11 protein-coding genes are annotated in these 21,560 nt (G+C 58.2%); 10 read left to right on the forward strand and 1 reads right to left on the reverse strand.

The genetic code is table 11. The features are described from left to right. The first annotated feature begins 82 nt into the window (after window positions 1–82). The 7 genes from cobU to AD664_RS08800 all read left to right on the forward strand — a co-directional run bounded on the left by cobU (window position 83) and on the right by AD664_RS08800 (window position 9,159). A complete protein-coding gene (gene cobU, locus AD664_RS08770; RefSeq protein ID WP_053145930.1) occupies window positions 83–604 on the forward strand; it encodes a bifunctional adenosylcobinamide kinase/adenosylcobinamide-phosphate guanylyltransferase in 522 nt (173 codons plus the stop codon). Further along, entirely contained in the window at window positions 601–1,656 is a 1,056-nt protein-coding gene (gene cobT, locus AD664_RS08775; RefSeq protein WP_053145932.1) for a nicotinate-nucleotide--dimethylbenzimidazole phosphoribosyltransferase, read from the forward strand. The genes cobU and cobT overlap by 4 nt, the downstream gene beginning before the upstream one ends. Next, on the forward strand, window positions 1,653–2,228 hold the full coding sequence (gene cobC, locus AD664_RS08780) for an alpha-ribazole phosphatase family protein (protein ID WP_053145934.1): 576 nt from the start codon (window positions 1,653–1,655) through the stop codon (window positions 2,226–2,228). The genes cobT and cobC overlap by 4 nt, the downstream gene beginning before the upstream one ends. Window positions 2,229–2,232: 4 nt before the next feature. Continuing rightward, window positions 2,233–2,964, forward strand: a complete 732-nt coding sequence (locus AD664_RS08785; RefSeq protein WP_053145937.1) for an adenosylcobinamide-GDP ribazoletransferase — start codon at window positions 2,233–2,235, stop codon at window positions 2,962–2,964. A gap of 197 nt (window positions 2,965–3,161) precedes the next feature. After that, window positions 3,162–5,126, forward strand: a complete 1,965-nt coding sequence (locus AD664_RS08790; RefSeq protein WP_053145939.1) for a hypothetical protein — start codon at window positions 3,162–3,164, stop codon at window positions 5,124–5,126. A 198-nt stretch (window positions 5,127–5,324) separates the two neighbouring features. Continuing rightward, a complete protein-coding gene (locus AD664_RS08795; RefSeq protein ID WP_053145941.1) occupies window positions 5,325–7,529 on the forward strand; it encodes an autotransporter outer membrane beta-barrel domain-containing protein in 2,205 nt (734 codons plus the stop codon). Window positions 7,530–7,695: 166 nt separating this feature from the next. Further along, window positions 7,696–9,159: a hypothetical protein gene (locus AD664_RS08800; protein WP_053145943.1), complete on the forward strand. Its 1,464-nt coding sequence runs from the start codon at window positions 7,696–7,698 to the stop codon at window positions 9,157–9,159. A gap of 79 nt (window positions 9,160–9,238) precedes the next feature. Here the strand turns inward: AD664_RS08800 and AD664_RS08805 are convergent, their stop codons facing one another. After that, entirely contained in the window at window positions 9,239–14,179 is a 4,941-nt protein-coding gene (locus tag AD664_RS08805) for an RHS repeat domain-containing protein (RefSeq protein ID WP_256207089.1), read from the reverse strand. 416 nt (window positions 14,180–14,595) lie between these two features. Between AD664_RS08805 and AD664_RS08810 the strand changes: the two genes are divergently transcribed. The 3 genes from AD664_RS08810 (at window position 14,596) to AD664_RS08820 (ending at window position 21,505) form a co-directional block, all read left to right on the forward strand. Beyond that, entirely contained in the window at window positions 14,596–17,022 is a 2,427-nt protein-coding gene (locus AD664_RS08810) for a hypothetical protein (RefSeq protein ID WP_053145945.1), read from the forward strand. Window positions 17,023–17,256: 234 nt separating this feature from the next. Further along, complete coding sequence (locus tag AD664_RS08815) at window positions 17,257–19,044, forward strand: hypothetical protein (RefSeq protein ID WP_157061556.1); 1,788 nt, start codon at window positions 17,257–17,259, stop codon at window positions 19,042–19,044. A 37-nt stretch (window positions 19,045–19,081) separates the two neighbouring features. Then, window positions 19,082–21,505, forward strand: coding sequence for a hypothetical protein (locus AD664_RS08820; protein WP_053145949.1), 2,424 nt, complete (start codon window positions 19,082–19,084; stop codon window positions 21,503–21,505). Window positions 21,506–21,560: the final 55 nt, after the last annotated feature.

Raw genomic sequence — 21,560 nt, forward strand, 5'->3', positions numbered from 1 at the left:
CATAGACACAATGAGTCCCTGTGGGAGCGGGCTTGCTCGCGAAGGCGCCAGTCGCCACACCGCCAATAAAAGGTATACCACCATGCTCCAACTCATCCTGGGCGGCGCCCGCTCCGGCAAAAGCCGCCTGGCAGAAAAACTCGCCGCCGACAGCCAATTGCCCGTGACCTACATCGCCACCAGCCAACCCCTGGACGGCGAGATGAGCGCCCGCGTCGCCCAGCACCGTGCCCGGCGCCCGACCGAATGGGTGCTGGTGGAAGAGCCGCTGGCCCTGGCCCGAGTGCTGCGAGAACACGCCGCGCCTGGTCGCTGCCTGCTGGTGGACTGCCTGACCCTGTGGCTGACCAACCTGCTGATGCTCGACAACCCCGAACAATTGAACACCGAACGCGAGGCCCTGCTGGACAGCCTCGCTGCGCTGCCCGGTGAAATCATTTTTGTCAGCAACGAAACCGGCATGGGTGTCGTGCCGCTGGGCGAGCTGACTCGCCGTTACGTCGATGAAGCCGGTTGGCTGCATCAAGCCCTGGCCGAACGTTGTCAGCGCGTCGTGCTGACCGTCGCCGGCCTGCCCCTGACTCTCAAAGGTAGTGCGTTATGAATCACCGCTGGTGGCTGGACCCATGCAAGCCCCTCGACACCCTGGCCCTGGAACAGGCCACGGCACGTCAGCAACAACTGACCAAGCCGGCCGGCTCCCTCGGGCAACTGGAAACGGTTGCGGTGCAATTGGCAGGGCTGCAGGGGCAGGTCAAACCGAGGCTGGAGGCCGTGTCGATCGCGATCTTCGCCGGTGACCATGGCGTGGTGGCCGAAGGTGTGTCGGCGTTTCCCCAGGAAGTCACCGGACAGATGCTGCTCAACTTCGTCAGCGGTGGCGCGGCCATCAGCGTCCTGGCGCGGCAGTTGGGGGCCACGCTGGAGGTGGTGGACCTGGGCACCGTGACCCCGAGTCTGGACCTGCCCGGTGTGCGGCATTTGCAGGTCGGGCCCGGCACGGCGAATTTTGTCCAGGGCCCGGCCATGACCGTGGCCCAGGGTGAGCTGGCGTTGCAGGCTGGACGCGACAGCGTGTTGCGAGCCGTCGCCGCCGGCAGCCAGCTGTTCATCGGCGGCGAGATGGGCATCGGCAACACCACGGCCGCCAGCGCCCTGGCCTGTGCCTTGCTCGATTGCCCGGTGGCGCATCTGGTCGGGCCCGGCACCGGACTGGACGCAGCCGGTGTCAATCGCAAGGCCCAGGTGATCGAGCGCGCCCTGGCGTTGCACGCGGCCCAGTGCAACGACCCGTTGCAGACGCTGTTCAACCTTGGCGGGTTTGAAATCGCCGCGTTGGCCGGGGCTTACCTGGCCTGCGCCCAGCAGGGTGTCGCGGCGCTGGTGGACGGCTTCATTTGCAGCGTCGCCGCGTTGCTGGCGGTGCGCCTGAACCCTGAGTGCCGGTCATGGCTGCTGTTCAGCCATCGCGGCGCCGAGCCCGGCCATCGCCATGTGCTGGAAACCCTCGGCGCCGAACCGCTGCTCGACCTCGGCCTGCGTTTGGGCGAGGGCAGTGGCGCGGCGCTGGCGGTGCCGTTGTTGCGCCTGGCCTGTGACCTGCACCGGCAGATGGCGACGTTTGCCGAAGCGGCCGTGGCGGACCGCCCGGCATGACCTTGCGCCTGGACCTGCTGCGCCACGGCGAAACCGAGTTGGGTGGCGGCTTGCGCGGCAGCCTCGACGATGCCCTGACCGCCAAGGGCTGGGCGCAGATGCACGCGGCGGTCGAAACGGGCGGCCCGTGGGATCGGCTGGTGAGTTCGCCGCTGCAACGGTGCGCCCGTTTCGCCGAGCAGCTCGGCGCCCGTCTCGGCGTGCCGGTGCAGGTGGACAAGGACCTGCAAGAACTGCATTTCGGCGCCTGGGAAGGCCGCAGCGCGGCGGCGTTGATGGACACCGATGCCGATGCCCTGGGCCGCTTCTGGGCCGACCCCTACGGTTTCACGCCCCCCGACGGCGAGCCGGTGCTGGCGTTTTCCAGGCGGGTGCTGGCCGCCATCGAACGCTTGCACAGCGCCTATGCTGGCCAGCGGGTCCTGTTGGTCAGCCACGGTGGCGTGATGCGCTTGCTGCTGGCCCAGGCCCGGGGCCTGCCGCGCGAGCAACTGCTCAACGTCGAGGTCGGCCACGGTGCGTTGTTCGCCCTGCGGGTGACGTCCGGCCCGACCCTGACGGAAGAGGCCTGAGCCGATGCTGCCGTTCTGGATCGCCCTGCAATTTCTCAGCAGCCTGCCAATACGCTTGCCGGGCATGCCCGAGCCCGAACAACTGGGCCGCTCATTGCTGTTCTATCCGTTGGTAGGGTTGTTGTTCGGCGGCCTGCTCTGGATGCTCGATGCGCTGCTGGGTGGGTCGCCGCCAATGCTTCACGCCGCATTGCTGTTGAGCGCCTGGGTGTTGCTCAGCGGTGGCCTGCACCTCGACGGCCTGGCCGACAGCGCCGATGCCTGGCTCGGCGGCTTCGGCGACCGTGAACGCACCTTGCTGATCATGAAAGACCCACGCAGCGGACCGATCGCCGTCGTCACCCTGGTACTGGTGCTGCTGCTTAAGTTCACCGCGCTGCTGGCGCTGGTCGAGCAAGGCCAGGCCCTGGCGTTGCTCATTGTCCCGGTCCTGGGGCGCGGGGCGTTGCTTGCGCTGTTCCTGACCACGCCTTACGTGCGCGCCGGCGGGTTGGGGCAGGCATTGGCCGATCATCTCCCACGGCGCGCCGGTTGGCAGGTGTTGCTAGGCGCTGCGCTGGGCTGCGTGTGGCTGGCGGGATGGTTGGGTGTACTGGCCCTGCTGGTGGCCGCGGCAGCGTTCATCGGCGTGCGCCGGATGATGGTCAACCGGCTGGGGGGCTGCACCGGGGATACGGCGGGGGCGTTGTTGGAGTTGCTGGAGGTGGCGGTGTTGGTGGGGGTGGTGTTGGGTTGAACGTGCCTGGGTGACCTGTCAACTCTGACAGTATCGTGCTTCGAAAAATCGGCGCTTAATTTTGCTCAGGCTTCTAGAGCCGGGCGGAGCGACAGGGCTGGTGTTTCCTTTGGGCCGTGAGTCGAACCGCCGAACGCGTTTTGACAGGCCATGAAATCCCTTCATGGCTAAACCCAAACGGTTTTGGAGCGGCGAGCATGGCAGGTTCAAGCACACGTCCAACGGCGGAACAGGTACGGGCCAACTATCGCAAACAACTCTTCAAAGGAGGCGAGACGCTGGAGTTCAGAGCGCCCATCGTGGTGGATGCCATCCCCGGCGACGCCGACGGTTTGATACCCATCAGCAAAATCGACGCGCCCTTGCAGATCAAGATTCCTGAATGGCCAAATCGTCCGGATCCGGGACTTCCGTTCTTCAATAAACTGTACCTGGATTGGAAACCTGCCAGTTCGTCGGAGTTTTTGGAGTTTCACAGTGAAGATGTTCCCGACAGCGGTGCGCTGCCCTCTGATCAATTTCCTCTGGACCGGCAAATTCCGCTGACGATCTTTGAAAGCTATGAAGGGACGTTTCAGCTCAGGTACCGAGTGAAGGAGTGGAACTCGTCCACAGAAACGCTATCTTTCACGGCGCCGATTACGATCGATAGGACGGGGCCCATCAGGCCCGACGTACCGGAGCGCATCATCATCCTGCCCCAACAGCCGATCACGACGGCCATCCTGGATCAGGACGGTGGCGTCAGATGCGAGATTCCTGATTTCACTGAAGACAAGAAAGAGTCTGTCACTGTTGCCGTAGCCTGGCTGGATAAGCCACCGACTTCGGACATGGATCCCGGCGACCTGGCGTATCTGGGATTGCTCCCACCGACTCGGCAGATACTGGTGCCTAAAGATATTGTGACGCGCCTGGGCTCGAAACTTCACTATGTCGTGTATTTCCTGTTCGACAAGGCGGGTAACCGCAGCGATATGCCGTTCCCGGTTGAAGTTGTGGTCGCCTTGGGCAATCTACCGACCAATTTACGTGCTCCCAGCGTCCCGTTGGCTGCCGACAACCTCATTGATTGGGTCGATGCGGGTTTTCCAACCAAGGTGGAGATTGGCGAATACACGAACTGGGATGCCTACGACGGGATTGTCATCCGATGGGGAACCACCAAGCTTGCGGAGACGCCGGTCGGCTCGCACCTTCCGTTCCCACTGCAAATCACCGTGCCCTGGACGCATATAAGGGATGAATATGATTTTAACGGCACTAATGTGCAGGTGACGGAAGTGGATTATGAGGTGCTGCGAGGTCCGTACCCGACTGCGTCTCCGGGCAAAATCGACGTCAACGTGGACTTGGCAATCCCTGGCCCGGGAACCGGGGATCCGGGGCCCATCAACCCAGCGTTGGCGTTGATCAGGTTCAAGAGCCACTCGAACAGCGATACCGAGTTGACCGAGGCTGATATTGGTGAGCCCGCCTCGGCTTTCATAACGCTGTACGATGATCCGCAGGTCGGCGACACGTTGACGCTCTACTGGAACGGCGTGGCGGTGTCCCCCCCTTATGTCGTCGATGGCAGTGAAACGCCAAACCAGGAAGTTGAAAGAATCATTCTCTGGAGCGTCATACAACAGACGCCCGTGATGTCCCAATTGCCGATGTACTACACCCTGACTCGAACGGGTTTCACGAACAAACCGGAGTCACGTCGTACCTTCGTCGACGTCAATGTCGAAGTTATTGACCTCGAAGAGCCTACTTTTCCGGATCAAGACGTTCCTTATCCGTTGAATTGCGAGGCACTGGTTGAGCAAAACGGCGTGTGGGGGATTCGGGTCCATATCCCACCCTCCGATTATGTGAAGAAGGATGTTGAGGTTACTGCCGAGTGGCAAACCTATGGTAAAGACGATGTGGAATTACCAAACACCGAACTTGAAGAAGTCATTGTCGTCACTCAGGAGCAGGAGATGAATGGCATTTTCTGGTTCATTGACTATGACACGTATCTGAAACCTACCTATGACACCGGTGATCAGTACGGCTATGGAAAAGTGAAGTACACGATCAACATCCGCGGTCAGGACGTCAGTTCTGATCTGGTGACCGTGATGATCGCCGTATTCGAAAACGGGGGGCACTGTGTGATTCCCAGGCCGTGAAGTGTTGCCTCGTTCGGTAGCAGGAGGGCGGTTGTCCTCCTGCTGCTGATGGCAGGGTAATTCTTCTTAGCTGTTTTCGGATTATTCCTACATACCCTAAGGAGCTGTCTCTCTATTATTCGCCGCCTTTGCAAGTTCAAGCACAGATCGTCGGTCACGGCGAACCTACTCTTTGACAGTTTACTTTTGCGGTGTCTGATGAAAGCTAAGAACTCCTTCGTATTGAGCCCATTATCGATATCTTTGAAGTGGGTAGCCCTCCTGCCATTGTTGATGGGCAGCACGCCTTTGCTGGCGCGGATCATCGACAACGACACGTTGGCGATCGACGGCAGCGTCGTCACCGATAACTACCTGCTCAGAAACAATGCCAGCCTGACGGCCAACGGTGCGACGACGAATCAGATTCGGGCTGAGCGTGGATCGTCCCTGACGCTCAACGGCTCGGTCGTGACCTCGGGTACTAGCAGCATCGCCATCGACTTGCTCGACAGCAACGCAACCATTCAAGGCAGCAACGTCAGCGCCACTGGCACTGGGCTGTCATTGGGCAACATGGCAGGCAGTTCGCAAGGGTCCGCAGCCACCGTCACGGGCAGCACTATTTCCGGCGGTAATGTGGGGGCGTTGGTCGGTGGGTTGAGTCAGTTGGATCTGGACCAAACCGTGCTGACGGGCACCAACGCGAACAGTTTTGGGCTGCAACTGGCCAATGGCCGGGTATCGGCCACCGCCAGTACGATTCGTGGTGGGCTCAATGGCATTGTGATGACCACGGACCAGAACGTATCGACCCCCGGGCGGCTGGTGCTCGATGGCACGACGGTCCAGGGCCAGACCGGTTCAGCGATCGTCGTCAATGATTTTGGCCTGCCGGCCACGACGGCCGACATTCATGTCGGCAACGGTTCGACCCTGATCGGTGGCAACGGCAGAATCCTGGAAGTCAAAGGCTCCTCGACCGCCAACATGACCGTCGACAACAGTCAGTTGGTCGGTGATGTCGTCGCTGACGGCGGGGCCACGGCCAATGTCACTCTGCAAAACCAGGCAACCCTGACCGGGCGGCTGGAGAATGTCGCTAACCTGGCAATCAATAGCCAGGCCCAATGGAACATGGTTGATAACGGCACCGTGGGCAATCTGTCCATGGATGGCGGGTCGATCAAGTTCGGCAGCCCGACCGAGTTCTATAAACTGTCGGTCGGTGATCTGTCGGGCAACGGCACGTTCATCATGGATGCCAACTTCGCCACCGGCCAGGTCGATACGCTTGAGGTCACCGGTACGGCCACCGGCAACCACACGGTGCTAATGGGCAGCAGTGGCGCCGACCCGACCGGAGCGGGCGCCATACCGGTTATCCATATTGCCGCCGGTGATGCCCAGTTCTCCATGCTGAACGGGCCGGTGGATCTGGGCGCCTATTCCTACGACCTGATCAAACAGGGCGACAATGACTGGTACCTGGACATTGCCTCGCGGATCATCAGCCCTGGCACTCGGTCGGTGCTGGCGCTGTTCAACACCGCGCCGACGGTCTGGTATGGCGAGCTCAGCACGTTGCGCAGTCGCATGGGTGAAGTACGCAGGGATGCCAACAAGGCGGGTGGCTGGGTGCGTGCCTATGGCAACAAGTTCGATGTCAGCGCCAGCTCCGGCGTGGGCTATCAGCAGACCCAACAGGGGCTGTCGTTCGGTGCAGATGCGCCGTTGCCGATGGGGGACGGGCAGTGGCTGGTCGGCTTGTTGGGCGGCTACAGCAAATCCGACCTGGATTTGAGCCGTGGCACCAGCGGTACGGTCGATAGTTATTACCTGGGCGCCTACATCACCTGGCTGGATGACGAAAGCGGCTACTACTTTGACGGCGTGATCAAGTTCAACCGCTTCCAGAATGAATCCAAGGTGCAACTGAGCGACGGCAAGAAGACCAAGGGCAACTATGACAACCATGGTGTCGGTGGGTCCCTGGAGTTCGGCCGGCACATTGCCCTGGCCGACGATTATTTCGTCGAACCTTATACCCAACTCTCGGGCGTGATTATCCAGGGCAAGGATTATGACCTGGATAACGGTCTGTCCGCTGAAGGTGACCGCGCTCATTCGTTGCTCGGCAAGTTGGGGGCAACAGCCGGACGCAATTTCAATCTGGGCGAAGGCAAGGTGGTGCAGCCGTATGTGCGTGTCGCCTATGCCCATGAGTTCGCCAACAACAACGAAGTCAAGGTCAACGATAACAAGTTCAACAACGACTTGTCGGGATCTCGGGGCGAGCTGGGCGCGGGCGTGTCCATGACGCTGACCGACAAGGTCTCGATGCACGCGGATCTGGACTACAGCAACGGTGACAAGATCGAGCAGCCGTGGGGTGTCAATTTTGGTGTTCGTTACAACTGGTGATCTGAGCGCTCACGAGGGGAGGGCCTCAAGGGCCTCCCGCGTGGTTTGTAAGTGCGGTCATGAGGGCCAGACGTGAATGGGTGAGAACTGAATTTCATATTTCAACGCCCGCCGGCCAGGCCGACCACGCTAATGAGCCGGCTCGCTTTTTAGTGAGGCAACAGCCATGTCGAGTTCCAGAGACCAGCAGCGTTTCAATGAACCTAAAGTGGACCTCTCTCCGCCCGATATCATCGGAGTGCTCGACCCGGCTCCCGGTGGTGAAGAGAACCTGCTGCGCAAGGACGCCTGGCTGTTGCCGCTACGGGTTGAGTTCGACCTATGGAGTGACGCCGCTCAAGAACCCGGGATGACCGATACCGTTCGGTTGTTTTGGAGAGGGGCTAAGGTCGACGAAAAATTCCTGCAGGGCCCGGTCCAGGAGGCGGACCTCTGGTTGAGGGTGCCTGTCACCGAGCTGGATGAGGGCGTCCATTCCTTGTACTACCAAGTGTTGCCCTGGAATGGTTCGGTACCTCGTGAATGCGTCCCGGTGAACGTCACCATCGATAAAACCCCTCCCATACTGGCTGCCGACAGCGAACTGGTTTTCCCCTCTGAAGTCCTGCCTCCCAACAAGCTCACCGCTCATTACCTCGAATTGAACAACGACGAGGTGCGGGTCGATCTGCCAGCCTACACAACCCCTCGACCCTGGGACCGGATCACCTGGTACTGGGGCACCACCCCGGGCACCCAGGATCAGGCCGGCGTCATCGAGCTGGATGACCGGAATTTTTCCGATCCGGTGGTCGTCACGATCCCGGGCGATTTGATCCGGGACAGGGGAGAGGGCTGGCGCTACGTGTGGTATCAGGTGCAGGACCGTGCGGGTAACTTGAGCTTGCGTTCCGAGCCGGTCGAGTTGGATGTTTCCGCGACGCCCATCCCGCGCAGCCTGCCGCCATCCAAGGTCAAGGAAGCCTCCGGTGGCGCCTCCAGCGGCGTATTGAGGCCTCTCGATGCGGTCAATGGTGCAACGGTGAGTATCCCGCCGGACGCAGTCATTTACGAAGGGGAAGGGGTATTCGTGCAGTGGGCCGAGCCAGGTACCGTGGGCGCGTTTCGTACCGATGTTGCGAACCCGGTGGGCTCAAGGGACTACAAGATCCCGAACGACAAGATCGCCCAGCATTTGGGCAAGACCATCCCGGTGAATTACGAGGTGTTCGAGCCCGGGGTCGTCGAGCCGCACCGATCGAACACCTACAGTCTGCGGGTCGAGCAATTGAGTGGCTTGCCCACCGTGCAGTGCGACAAGGTTTCCGGCGGCAAGTTGTCGCTGGCAAGCATCGCCAATGGAGGATACGCCGCGTTCACACTTCAGCGCTGGTCCTTCATGGCCCTCGACCAATTCCTGACGATCGAGGTCAGGGGCGTCGACAGCGCCAATCAGGCGGTCAGGATTCCTGTGCTCACAGAGGCCCCGGTGCCGGAAGTGGCCCAGACCATCGACGTCGGCCGAATCGCAAAGTCCGACCTGCAACGTTTCAAGGTCGGCAGCGGGCTTGAAGTGCGGGTGAGTGTGAGCTTCGACGCTAAGCAGACCTGGAAGAGTTTTCCGATGCTGACGCCGACGTTGATTGCTTGAGGTTTGTCTTTGTTGGCGACGTCACAAAAACTTCGGCGGCAAAGCGGATGGCTTTGTCGCCGAAGTTCTCCAGTTCGTTTCATCCGCGGATGGTTGCACCTGGCTTCTGCATTCCGGCTTCCTGCATCTGGACAACCCATTGTGTTCTTTTCCAGAGACGGCGCGGGAGAAGGTCGTTAGCAGCTGCAGCACGCTGTTGTCTTAATAGATTCATGGGACCGAACACGTCTGTTTGGACGGGTCCCGGCGTTGGGACCCTGGGGGGATTAATGCTGTGACCAATTGCCTTACCTGGGCCAATGCGTTGAACCCTCGGAAAGAAGGGAAGCTGGATATCGGCTAGTGTATTAGCCGAAGCCATCGTTGAAGAGGTACCGGAAGCCCCTTGTCGAGCGACTGGCACGACACTTCTTGAACTGGCCGTATTAGATGCTTTTACGCCAACCTTGAACCTGTCAGGAATAAGTCCTGGGACCGGCTTGGCCTTGGCCATGGCGCCGGTGGCTTTTGCATGTATCGACTTAAGTCCCTTGTAGGCCCCCTGGACAATAAAAGGGGCCGATGCAGCCAGTGCTGCATACCCCAAATACTGCCCCCATTGGCCCGCTTTCTCATCATTGTTGGCAACCGCCACGGCGCTGGAAATTGTCGAGCCCGCGGTGAGCGCGGTTGCGGTACCTGCCAGGATAAACGCCAGGGACGCAGGGCCCGAAGCGCCCAGCGTGGCAACGGTAGTAATGACACCTATGGCCACGAACACCGCGCCCAGGGCTACACCAATCCAACCCTCCAGGCCACCTCCGCCGCTCCCCGGCAGGGGAGTATCCTCGTCTGGCCGCCGCAACCTGCCACTCCAGCCGACCGCCTCGTGCCCGGTGGGGTCACGCAGGGCGATCGGGTTGCCCAGGCAATAGGTGTAGGGGTTCACACCGCCGCTGCCGAATGGGCTGAGCGAATCCGGACTATGGAATCGCATCAGGATCGGGTTGTAGGCCCTGTATCCCTGACCCAGCAAGTACCAGCCACTGGCGTCGTCGCGCATTTCGCCGTTGAATGCCAGCAGGCTTCGCAAGCTGTCGTCGCTGTGACGCTCTCCGTAGGCGCTGTATACGGCGGTGCGCAGGTCCCGCTGACGGCTTTCAGCGATGACGCTGTGGTTCGCGTCGGTCTGCAACAACAGGGTCTGGGAGTCGTCCGAGGCCTGTTGCCCCAGGGGACTGTCGGCATGGTAGAGAAAGTGGGTCTGGTGACCGTCCTGGTCGAGGTTGCTCAGTTGTTCGTCTTGGTAGAAGCGCAGGATTTCATGGTCATTTCCCTGTCTTGAGGTGACCAGATTGTCGTGGCCGTCATAACGGTACTGACTGATGACCTGGCCCCCCGGGCTTTCGACACCCAGCAGGCGACTCTGGCTGTCGTAGCTCAGGCGTTGACCGCGCTCGTCGTTGAGTTGGCAGCCATTGAGGTCATAACTGAACGTGGGGTCCGCTGTCACCCTTGACGGCGAATAGGTGATGCCCTGCAGTTGGCAGGGATTATCGGTGTCATAGGTGAAGATGGCCCGCTCGGTTTTATCGTCGGCGAATTTCGTCAGCACCAGCTTGATATTGTCCAGGGCGTCGAACGAGAAGATCTGGCTGCGGATCTCTCTTCCTTCGCTGTCCCTGGGTAACGTGCCGCCCTCGCACTCATGTTTGGTCAGCCGGCCCCGGGCATCGTAACCGAACGTCTCCTTGAGCAGGCTGAGCCCATCTTGCTGCAGCTCACGGGTTTGCAGCAGGCCGTCGACCTGCCACGTCTGCGCCTGGGTGCGCGGCGGCAGTTGGTTCAGGGTTAGCGTGCGCAGTATTTCGCGGCCTTGATCGTCGTACTGCATTTGCGTCACCAACGTGCTGTTCGCCGCCCGGTCCCGGGTGGTGATGCGGTGCAGTTCGCCCAGGCCGTTGTATTCGAACAAGGCCTGGAGTTGTCCCTGATCGATGCTTTTCACGCGTCCGGCTTCATCGTAGTCATAGAGGGTATCCAGGCCGGCGCTATGGTCTTGCTTCAAGTCGGTACGTTTGAGCGGGCGCCCCTGCATCGAGCTTGAATGCAGGGTTTCCCAAGCGTTGTTTCTCCCGTCGACCCAACGTTCGACGCGCAGTTGGTTGGCGGTGTCGTATTCATACTCGCGGCTGCCTTGTTCATTGCGTGCCTGGGTCAGGCGCGAGCTGGTGGGGTGGTAAGTAAACCCTGTGTCCTGATCCGGCGCATGACTGCTGATGGGGTCGTCGGTGAGGGCCAGGTTGTATTCGTATTCGATGGTGTCGTTTGCCGGCGTAACCCTGGTCTTGATCTGCATCTGGCCGGCATCGTAGGTGTAGCGCTCGGTGCGGGTGCCAGACGTGCTCCGGGTCAGACGGCCCAAGCCATCGAACTCCTGTTCTCCTACGGGAGTCTCGTTCACGCCGTCACCGCTTACGCTCAAGGCCACCGACAGTTCCAGGGTGCTGTGCGCGGCGTAGGTGCGCTTGACGATACTGTCGTCGGGCAGGGTGCTGCTGATCAGCCGTGCCCAGGGGTCATAGACGAATTGGGTGGTGTATTTCGATGCGTCCGTGTGTTGGGTGCATCGACCCAGGCCGTCGTAGAGGTAGAGTTCGGTCGCAATTTCCTCCCCGGCTGCATCCAGGGTCCGAATCTGCGAGGGCTTGCCGAACCGATTGAGCCAGGTCTCGCTCAGGCCGCTGATCTGCGGGGCCGGCCCGGCGCTCTGTCGCCAATCGCGCTGGATCGGCCCTTGGGATTGCTCCGTCCCGATCGGGTCCAGGCGCTGATGGGTCTCGACCCCATCGGGGCCGATCACGCAGCATTGTTGTGCCCAGTCGTCATACTCCAAGCGGCTCTTGAGCACACGGGGTTCATCATCCAGCCAGTCATATTCCGTTTCTTCAGCCAACTGACCCAGCGCGTTGTAACTGGCCGCATACGTTTGTCGGATCCGGCTCGAGTGATTGCTGTCTAAGTGGTCGGTTTCCTGGAAGATCAAACGACCCAACCCGTCGAGAACGCTGCGGGTCTTGATTTGCCTGGCGCTGATGTTCAATTGCTCGGCCTGCTGCCCGTGCGTGGCGCAGAGGGTGTATTCATAATTGCGGGTGGCCGTAAAGGCGGTATCAGGGGCGACAACCTCCTTCGTCAGTCGATTCAGGGCGTCGTAGTAATAATGGGTCTGTACGCCATCGACCAGGCTCGACAGTTCTTGTGACGTGTAGAGTGAGTGTTGCCGCACGGTGGCTTTGCTGACGTCGTCGAATCGGGTGCTCATCGTTTCCCGGGTTTGCTGCACGGGGACGCCGAATTGAGGGCTGTCGAATTTGATGTAGTCGTAATCCACGAGGGTGGCCTTGCCATTCAAGGTCACCGTCTGGCGTGCGACACGTCCATGCAGGAAGGCGTCGGTCCGGTCGTCGATGTGTTCGAAGAGCGTGTGCTCCAGATCGGTTTCACTGCTGGATGCCAGTTGCACCAACGTCTGGCTCTCGACCGTGAGCCACTTTTTCTGGGGATCCTCCAGCGTCGACAAGGCCTTGTAGCGATACCGGGTGCACAGCGTCGGGGCCTGCCCATTGGGCGATGGCGCGGGGTTGACGGTTTTTTCTTTCAACTGCCTTACAAAACCCTCGGGATCGGCCGGGCAACCGTCGCCCCCCGCAGAGGGATACCAGACGCTGGTTTCGATAACGCCATCGGCCTGGGTTCGTACCCGCAGATTACCGTATGTGTCATACGTGCTGCTGACGGTCTCGCTGCGCCTGCGGTTCGGATTATCGAGTACCGACCAGATGGTCCTGACCGTCTTGGGTAATTGGCAGTAGTTGGGTTGCTGGTCGAATTCGACACCTGGAGTCAGGTAGTAAGTGGTTTCCACCGTTTCGACGTTGTTGTTCTGAGTGGTCGTTTCATGGGTCAGCAGATGGAACTGGTTGAACTTGCGTTCGATCTTTCGCACCGGATGCGGTTCCGGGTCCGAGTCGTCGGGCGCCCAGAGGGTTTCGATGCACACGTATTCGTAGGCGCCGATGTGCTTGTACAGATTGTCGAGACCGTCGTTATCCCAATTCAGGCGCAGGCCACCCCCGAGGAAATTTTTCTCACCCTGCTCGGGGTCTTCGCTTTTATAGGTGTAGCGGACATCGATCTGCGGCTGGCCGAAACCTGGTGCGGTGAGGTGCCGGGTGACCCGAGGCAATGGCAGACGTCCGCTGCCTTCGGGAAACTGATGGCCGCCGTCCTGATAGAGGATGTCCTCGCGCCCGCCGACGGGGGTCTCTACCCAGGTCATGCACAGATGATCGCGGATCCGGTTGTAGCCAAAGCGCCAGGACGCCTCGTTCGGCGTGGGCAGAACGATGCGGGCGACGTATTTGTCCGCGCCTTCCAGGAGCATGGTGAAACGCGCCAACGGCCCTCCTTCGGGGCCGGCGAAAGGCTGTAGCAGCAGTTCGATGGACGTGCTCTGGCGGTCGAGCGTCAGCAACGTCTGGCCTGAATCATCCTTGACCCAGGCCAGTATCTGCTGAGTGCCGCTGAACGGCGCATAACCGAGCGTGACCTTGTGCCCCGTGGGAGAGCGAATCTCGACGGGCAGGGCTACCGCGTTCTGCGTGCTGCCCATGACCTGGAGTATTTCCACCAGCCCGGACTTATGCACGACCCGGTAGCGGGTCTCGTCCTCTTGATGGAAGTGAAAGCTGTCGAGTTTCTTCTCCTTCATCACCAGTTGGCCGCTGACGCTGTCGCTGCCGGTGACCTTGAAGGTTTCCCCAGTGCTCAGGGCCAGGATCTGGTTGCTGGGCGTGTACTGCGACAACTGTAGGTTCCAGCCATAACCGTAGCCACTGTCCTGGGTGTTGAGTGAGCTGTACACCAACGCCAAGGCAAAACCCGGACCGCGTAAATCATTGGTCTGTATCTCAGGGAAGTTGATCGCCACTGCGTAGAGACCGGTGCGCGGGTCAACGCCGTTTTGTACGGAACTCATGAAGTTAAGCGCATTGGAATGTACAGAGCGGGCGGCGGTCATTGATATGAACCTCTTTGAGGATAATTAGAATTCGCCGATGGCGTGTAGTCGGACAGCAACAATGCCAGCGCCGATCACCGCTGAAAGCGAACGCCAAGTAATGAATATCGACTTCCTATAGCGACAATAACAGCCGGGTTGGCGCCGGTAACCTAACAGTTCTGATAGTGGGCAGATCGATGGGTAAGGCGTAGAAGAAAGAGAGTCTGGGCGCGGTTTGAACATCGAGCCTTCGATAGAGGTGTCGTGGGCTTGGCCGGATTGGCGGAAGCGCCGCCAACGGGGTTCTCCGCTTTATCGAAGAGGGCGTACGAGTAGGGGTTGTTCGTCGATTTTCAATATTAAATGTGGTGCAAGCCACCGAGGTCCGGATTATGTCGAGCCATTCGCTGGATGCCTTGCTGGCCTGGATGACAGACACTTCACGGCTGTTGGGCTGGGGAATGATTATTGCCTTGGAGCGAGACAAGGCGAATTTGTTAATGCGCCAGGAATATATACGTCGCTTCGACTCCCAAAGTTATTTGCCCGCGATCAGGGGGCAGGTGCCGATCGTAGAGAATCAGTGGATGAAGTTTATTCATGATTTTGTAATGGATGTTCCGTTGTTGTCATTCGAAAATGCCGATCTCAACGATTCTAAAGCGATGTTGACCATGAGCGTGGTCGGCGGAAGTCAATTAACCCTTAAAAAAGAAGGCGCAGGCTGGAAAACGGTCGACGTGGATGAGATTGACCCGCTGCAGGGGCCGAAGCTGTACCTGGACTTGTTGTTGAATCAAGTGCCAGGCGATGTCGACGCCGACGGGCGGATCCTGTTGGATCTGCGCAGAAGCGATCATTTTCGCCTGACCTTTGGCCCGACGGCGGACGAACAGCGATTGGGCGGAAGTTTTTTCAAGGATCTGTTCAACCAATTGCCCGATGACAAGCGTATCTGGTCCCTGGGCCGAATCGAACGAGGGAAGTATGAGTCGATGCACCCCAAGTCCTTTGGCTTGCGCACCCAGGCAAGCAGCGCGGCGGCCCGCGACCCCAGGTCTGCTGAATATGGTAACGGCGCTATCCTGGCCTTCGTGCGCATGGACGGTGATCGCGAAGGGATCTATCCAGGTCCCAACTCAGGCTATAGATATTTGATTCCCAATGATGCCGGCAAAGACTATTCGGCGACGGTGTTATTCGACTGGGAGCGTTTGTCACAGGTGTGGGGATGGTCGCAGAAACTGATCGATGCCGTGAAAAAACTGTTTGGTACCGACGATTTGGAGTACGTGTACAACGGTAGCGAACTTGAGTCCGTTGTGGTGAAAGGCGGGGGGCTGACAATCGGCGAGGATACGGAGTACAGGCTCCCTTTAGGCATAAATGGCCGGTCGATAGAGGCGGTGGTGCGTCGAGGAACGTCATTCGTACCGGCTAATGGCGTTCAACCGTTCACTTTGACATTGGGCCAGCGTCGAGCCTCCATGCGCTGGCTGTCGAAAAGCACTGATGATCTCAAGTATTCCTACTTCCTGGATGGGAGCGCAGAGGAAAATGGACCTTTTGATCTGGGGATGAGTTTTTTATACGAGCTGGAGGCCGAATTTGAGTTGAAGGATGCCATTGGTATCAGTGGTGCGCCAGAAACGGTCATGAAACCGGTTCTATTCAAGGTCACTATTACACCGGCATCAATGAGTTCTGCTCAGCCAGAAACCGATCCTGAAGCTGGCAAAAGCATGGAGAGTGTTGTCATGTCTCTGGTGCTCCTGTCCACGGTGTCGATCATTGAGGGAGTGCATAACAAATTGGGCAAGGCGTCCATCTTGCAGGCGCTACGCTTTCAACTTAACTTCAGCGTTTCAATAAAACCCCTGCTTAATAACATCATCAAGATGAATTTCGGGCGAACGATACAGTGCGTTCAGATTCGCTCGCCCCGTGATATCGGTTACTTCGGTCGTCTTGCTCCATCCCTGACTGCTTTCGTCGTCAGCCCGATGCAACCGCTGATGTCGCAGGGCGCTACCCTGCCGTTCAGTGTCACTCCCAATGTCAGCAAGGTGCGGTGGACAGTGGAAAACCTGGGCGATAGCACTGGCGGTGCAGGGACGATCAATGCCGACGGGTTATACCTGGCCCCACCGGCTACCTCGATCGACGGGCGCTTCAAGCGTGTACGGGTCACCGCGATTGACCAGTTTACGGGTTACCGCAGTTCGGCATTGGTGACCGTGCTGGTGAGCGAACTGTCCGTCCACCCTTTGATCCAGATCTGTGAAGTCGGAACCAGTGTCGAATTGACGGCAGGTGCGTTAGGTGAGAGCAATCTGCTCTGGTCGATCAAGAACCCTGTCGTGAACGAAAGCGGCACTGTGGGACCCAGCGATAAACCTGAGGGTGACCACGCCTATCGCCATGGGCCTGTGGTCCCGGATAAAACCTATGTACTTGATGAAGTGGAAGTCAGGAACCGCCTGACGAATCAAACCCGAAGCGTCCACGTCCTGGCGCTGCAAGGTACCCCGGGAATAACGGTGAAAATTCTCAGCACCGATATCACGCAAGGGCGGGTGCAACTCCAAGCGCTCGTCAATAACAGACCCAAGAACGCCGCATGGGCACTTGCACTGAATGGGCCTGGGTCCGTCGATGCGTTAACAGGGCTGTACCAGGCTGACTTGGCGGCTAGTGAGCGTTTTGTACTGATCTTCGCTGAACTCGATGATCCGGAGTGGGGCAAGTTCGAGGGCCATCTGATCCTGCCGCTGCCTCTGACTGAGTTTGAACAGGTGCTTGAAGTGCTGAGCCGCTGAATAATCAAGCGAGTTGTACGCCATGTATCTCAACAGCGCCTATTGCCGCTGAAGCGGGCTCCTGAAGAAATAACAACTTCCGGCGGCGATAATAACAGGTGTCATATCACGGGGTCGCCTAACAGTTCTGATAGTGGGCAGAGCACTGGAGTAGGCGTAAAACAAAAGAACACTTGATGGATGCATCGGTAAGGTAAACAGCAGCTATCAGGACACGTCGACCAGGGAGTTCAAATGATGGCCGCTGCGCTACCTCCGCCAGAAGTTCCCATGCTTGGATCGGATAACACGGTTGACCTGGACAACTTAGGGAGCGCCGATCTTGTAACTTACATTGATTATCCCGGTATCGCCGAAGGAGATGCGTTTTGGCCTACCTGGCGAGGGCGCGGTCCTTTGGGTGAAATCATCGATCATTCTGACAACCGAGTGGTGATCGGCCTGGGTGAGTTGAAACCGGAAGGCATGCGGGTCGAAATTCCTAACGACGTGCTGCGGGCACTGGACCAGGGCCAAGTGTTGTATTCGTACCGGATGGACGATGCAAGCGCGCCGGATGGCCGGGGAGAGGAATCACTGCGTCGTTTCTTTCAGGTGGGTAGCCGGGCGAGTGCGTGGCTCCCGGTGCCGCAGGTCAAGGAGTCCCATGACCGTGATGTGGACTTGGCGTCGTTGGTAGGCACCGCCGGGGCCACCGTGGTGGTGCCGCCTTATCGGGCAATGTCGGTAGGTGACCGGGTGACGTTGACCATGAAGCGTTTTTTCGATGATGGGTATCCCTGGGAGGATTTTATCAGCAACAAAACCTTGACCGAGCCCGACCTGGGGCAACCCCTGCAATGGAGGGTGCCATTCGATCAGTTGGACATCATTGAAAATGGCTCGGCATTGTTGAGCTACAGCATCGTCTATGCCACCCCTACGGTTCCCAGCCAGTCCCACGAGCAGGCGCTGCGTATCGTGCCGCCACAAACCCCTTTGCTGCCGGCGCCTCGCGTCAAGGACTATACCGATGAAATGCTGGACCCCGAGGCACACCCCAACGGCATTACGTTGGTCATCGAGCCTTATCCCGGGATTCAGGTGGACGATGAGGTGGTGCTGTATGCCGTGGGGGACCCAAGGGAAATCAAGACGCTGCGCGTCGATCCCTCAACGGTGGACAGCCAGGTACTTCAGGTCCATGTCGATCATGCGTGGCTGTCGGCCAACAACGGCAAGACGGTAGAACTGACCTATCAGTACGCCCGACCGGGTCACGCCGGTACCTCCATGGCGTTGACGTTGATGTTGCGGCGACCCTTGCATCTGCCTCCTCCCGAAATCGAAGGTGTGATCCGCGAAGGCGAGGATGATGAGTACCGCGGCTACCTGCTTGCCACGAGAATTACGGGAGGCGTCTACATCAAGGTGCCAGACGAGGCCGTGATCGGTCTGCAAGACAGTGTCCAGATGCACTGGGAAGGCTACGGCGACAGCGGCAGTCACATCGCCGATCCCACGGTTGGTAACCCGAAACGTTTCTACATTCCGCCTCGTTCTCTACCGGCGAACATGGGCAAACGCCTGGACGTGTTCTATCGAGTGACGCCACCTGGGGAACCGTCGTACAAGTCGAGGGTTTTCGATCTGGAAATCAAGGACATCACGAGCGGCTGGCCGACTCTCCAGATCCATTCCCCTGCATCTCCGAGTAACAGAATTTCTCTGGCACAGGTGGCCGACGAGGTGATCTTTCGCTTGGGTACCTGGACCTTCATCGCCCAAGGGCAGCGGGTGAAAATAACGGCCACCGGCCTGCTTGCGGGGGGAGGCGAGGACACATTCAACCTGCGCGAAGGCGCCGCCGAGACGGTGACCCAAGAAGAGTATCTGGCGGGGGAACTGTTTTCGCGCCTGCCCCGTTCATTTTTGGAAAGACTGCAACTCAATAACCAGTTCGATGTGCTTGTCGAAACCAGTTTCGATGAAGGCTTTTCCTATAAAGCTTTTCCAATGATATCTCCGCAGTTGATGGCGTAACGCCAACGGCTGGACCCAAGACGATGAGGTGTGCGTGATGTCAAATAATTCGATGGAATCGTTGCTGGCTTGGATGAAAGTCAAGACGCGCCTGTTGGACTGGGGAATGATTGTTGCACTGGAGCGAAGCAAGGCAAACTTGTTAATGCGTCAGGAGTATATCCGTCGCTTTGATAGCGGAAGCTATTTGCCTCCGATCAGGGGGGAAGTGTCGATTGTCGACAATAGATGGATGCAGGTTATCAGTGACTTTGTGATGGATGTTCCGTTGCTGTCGTTCGAGAATGCCAACCTGAATGACTCCAAAGCCATGTTGACCATGTCCGTTGTAGGAGGCAGTCAGTTGACGCTTAGTAAAGAAAGCGTGGGGTGGAAGGTAGAGAAAGTCGACGAGATCGATCCGTTGCAGGGGCCGAAGTTGTATCTGGATTTACTCTTGCATCAAGTCCCCGGTGATGTCGATGTAGACGGGCGAATCATGCTGGATTTGAAAAAAAGCGATAACTTCAGACTGACCTTTGGCGAGACGGCAGAAGAACAGCGTTTGGGCGGGAATTTCTTCAAGGACCTGTTCAACCAGCTGTCGGATGATAAACGTATCTGGCCCTTGGGTAGGATCGAGCGCGGGACGAATGAGTCCATGCGGCCGAAATCATTTGGTTTGCGCACTCAGGCAAGCGGGGCGGCTGCCCGGGATCCACGATCGTCCGAGCATGGGAATGGCGCTATCTTGGCCTTCGTGCGTATGGAAGATTCCACCAAGGAAGGGGAGTTTCCGGGGGAAAACTCTGACTTCAGGTATTTAATTCCCGATGATGCCGAGAAAGACTACTCCGCGACTGTCTTGTTCGACTGGGCGCGCTTGTCGCCTATGTTGGGATGGCAGCAGCAATTGATTGATTCCGTGAAAACTTTGTTTAGTACAGATGATCTGGAGTACCTGTATAACGCCGAAAATGAGCTGGACACAGTGGTTGTGAAAAGTGGAGGAATAACAATTGGCGTCGATCATGAGTACCGGTTTCCTTTAACAATTGAACACGTAACGGTCGAGGCGATTGTGAAACGGAAGGCCTCGGTTGTACTTGCGAACAGCGATCAGCCTTTTACTTTAACATTGTCCTCACGTGGTGCTTCTATGCGCTGGCGGTCGGAGTGCCTTGAGGACCTGGAGTTGTACTACACGGATCATAATTCAGACACGGTAGGGCCCATTGATATGGGCGTGGATATGATCTACGAATTAGAGGCTGTGTTCGAATTGGTTGATGTTGCCGGCAGCGATGGTAAAGTCGAGACTGTAATGAAGCCTGCCATATTCAATATGTCCATATCTCCGATGTATGATGAGCCTATTGAGCAGAAGGAGTCTGCTCGTGGTATTGCGGAGCTCATTCTTGGGTTGGTTTTATACCTGTTTGTGAAGACGCTTGAAGGGATTCATACTCAATTTGGCGAATCTTCGATACGATCAAAGCTACACGTTCAAGTTCTTTCAGCAAGTATTGCGCTCAAGCCACTCATCGATGACCTCATTAAAATGAGTTTCGGTCAAGCCATAACGCACGAGCAAATTCGTTCTCCTCACGATATCGGCTATTTCGGCCGCATTAACCCGACTCAGACTTCTTTCGTCATCAACCCGATGCAGCCATTGGTCTCAGGGGGCGTGCCCCAACAGTTCCGTACTGAACCCACGATCCCCGGGGTGCAGTGGGCGGTGGAAGCGCTGGTCGAGGACGCGGGCGATCCAGGAGATATTGATGCCAATGGCTTGTACAACCCCCCAGTGGCCGCTTCGATCGAGGGCCGTTTCAAGCGGGTACGGGTCACGGCGACTGACCCAGGTTCGGGTTACCGCACTTCGGCACTGGTGACCGTACTGGTGAACGAATTGTCCATCCACCCTTTGATCCAGATTTGCGACATCGGAAACAGTGTCGAATTGAAAGCAGGTTCGTTAAGTGAAGATGAGTTGCTCTGGTCGATCAAGAATCCTGTTGCGAATGAAAGTGGCGAGGTACGACCCAGTGATAAACCCGAGGGTGATCACGTTTATCACCATGGGCCTCAGGTCCCCGATAAAACCTACGTGCTCGATGAAATAGAAGTCAAAAACCGCCGGACGAACCAGACCCGGTCCGTCCACGTCCTGGCGCTGCAAGGAACCCCCGGACTGACGGTCAAGATGCTCAGCACCGATATTTCGCAAGGACAGGTACAACTTGAAGGCCTGGTCAATAACAAGCCTAAAAGCCCCGTATGGACGCTTCCATTGGGTGGGCCAGGCTCCATCGATGCGTCAACAGGGCTGTACCAGGCTGACCCAACGGCAACCGAACGATTCGTATTGATTTTCGCTGAACTTGATGATCCGGATTGGGGCAAGTTCGAAGGCCATCTGATCCTGCCGCTGCCGCTGCTTGAGTTCCCACAAGTGCTTGAGGTGTTGAGTCAATGAACATCGGTCATCAAGCGGTAGATGCAGACCCTGTTATGTGTACAGACCCTACTGG

This window comes from Pseudomonas sp. P97.38, assembly GCF_001269745.1.
Taxonomy (GTDB): Bacteria; Pseudomonadota; Gammaproteobacteria; order Pseudomonadales; family Pseudomonadaceae; genus Aquipseudomonas; species Aquipseudomonas chlororaphis_E.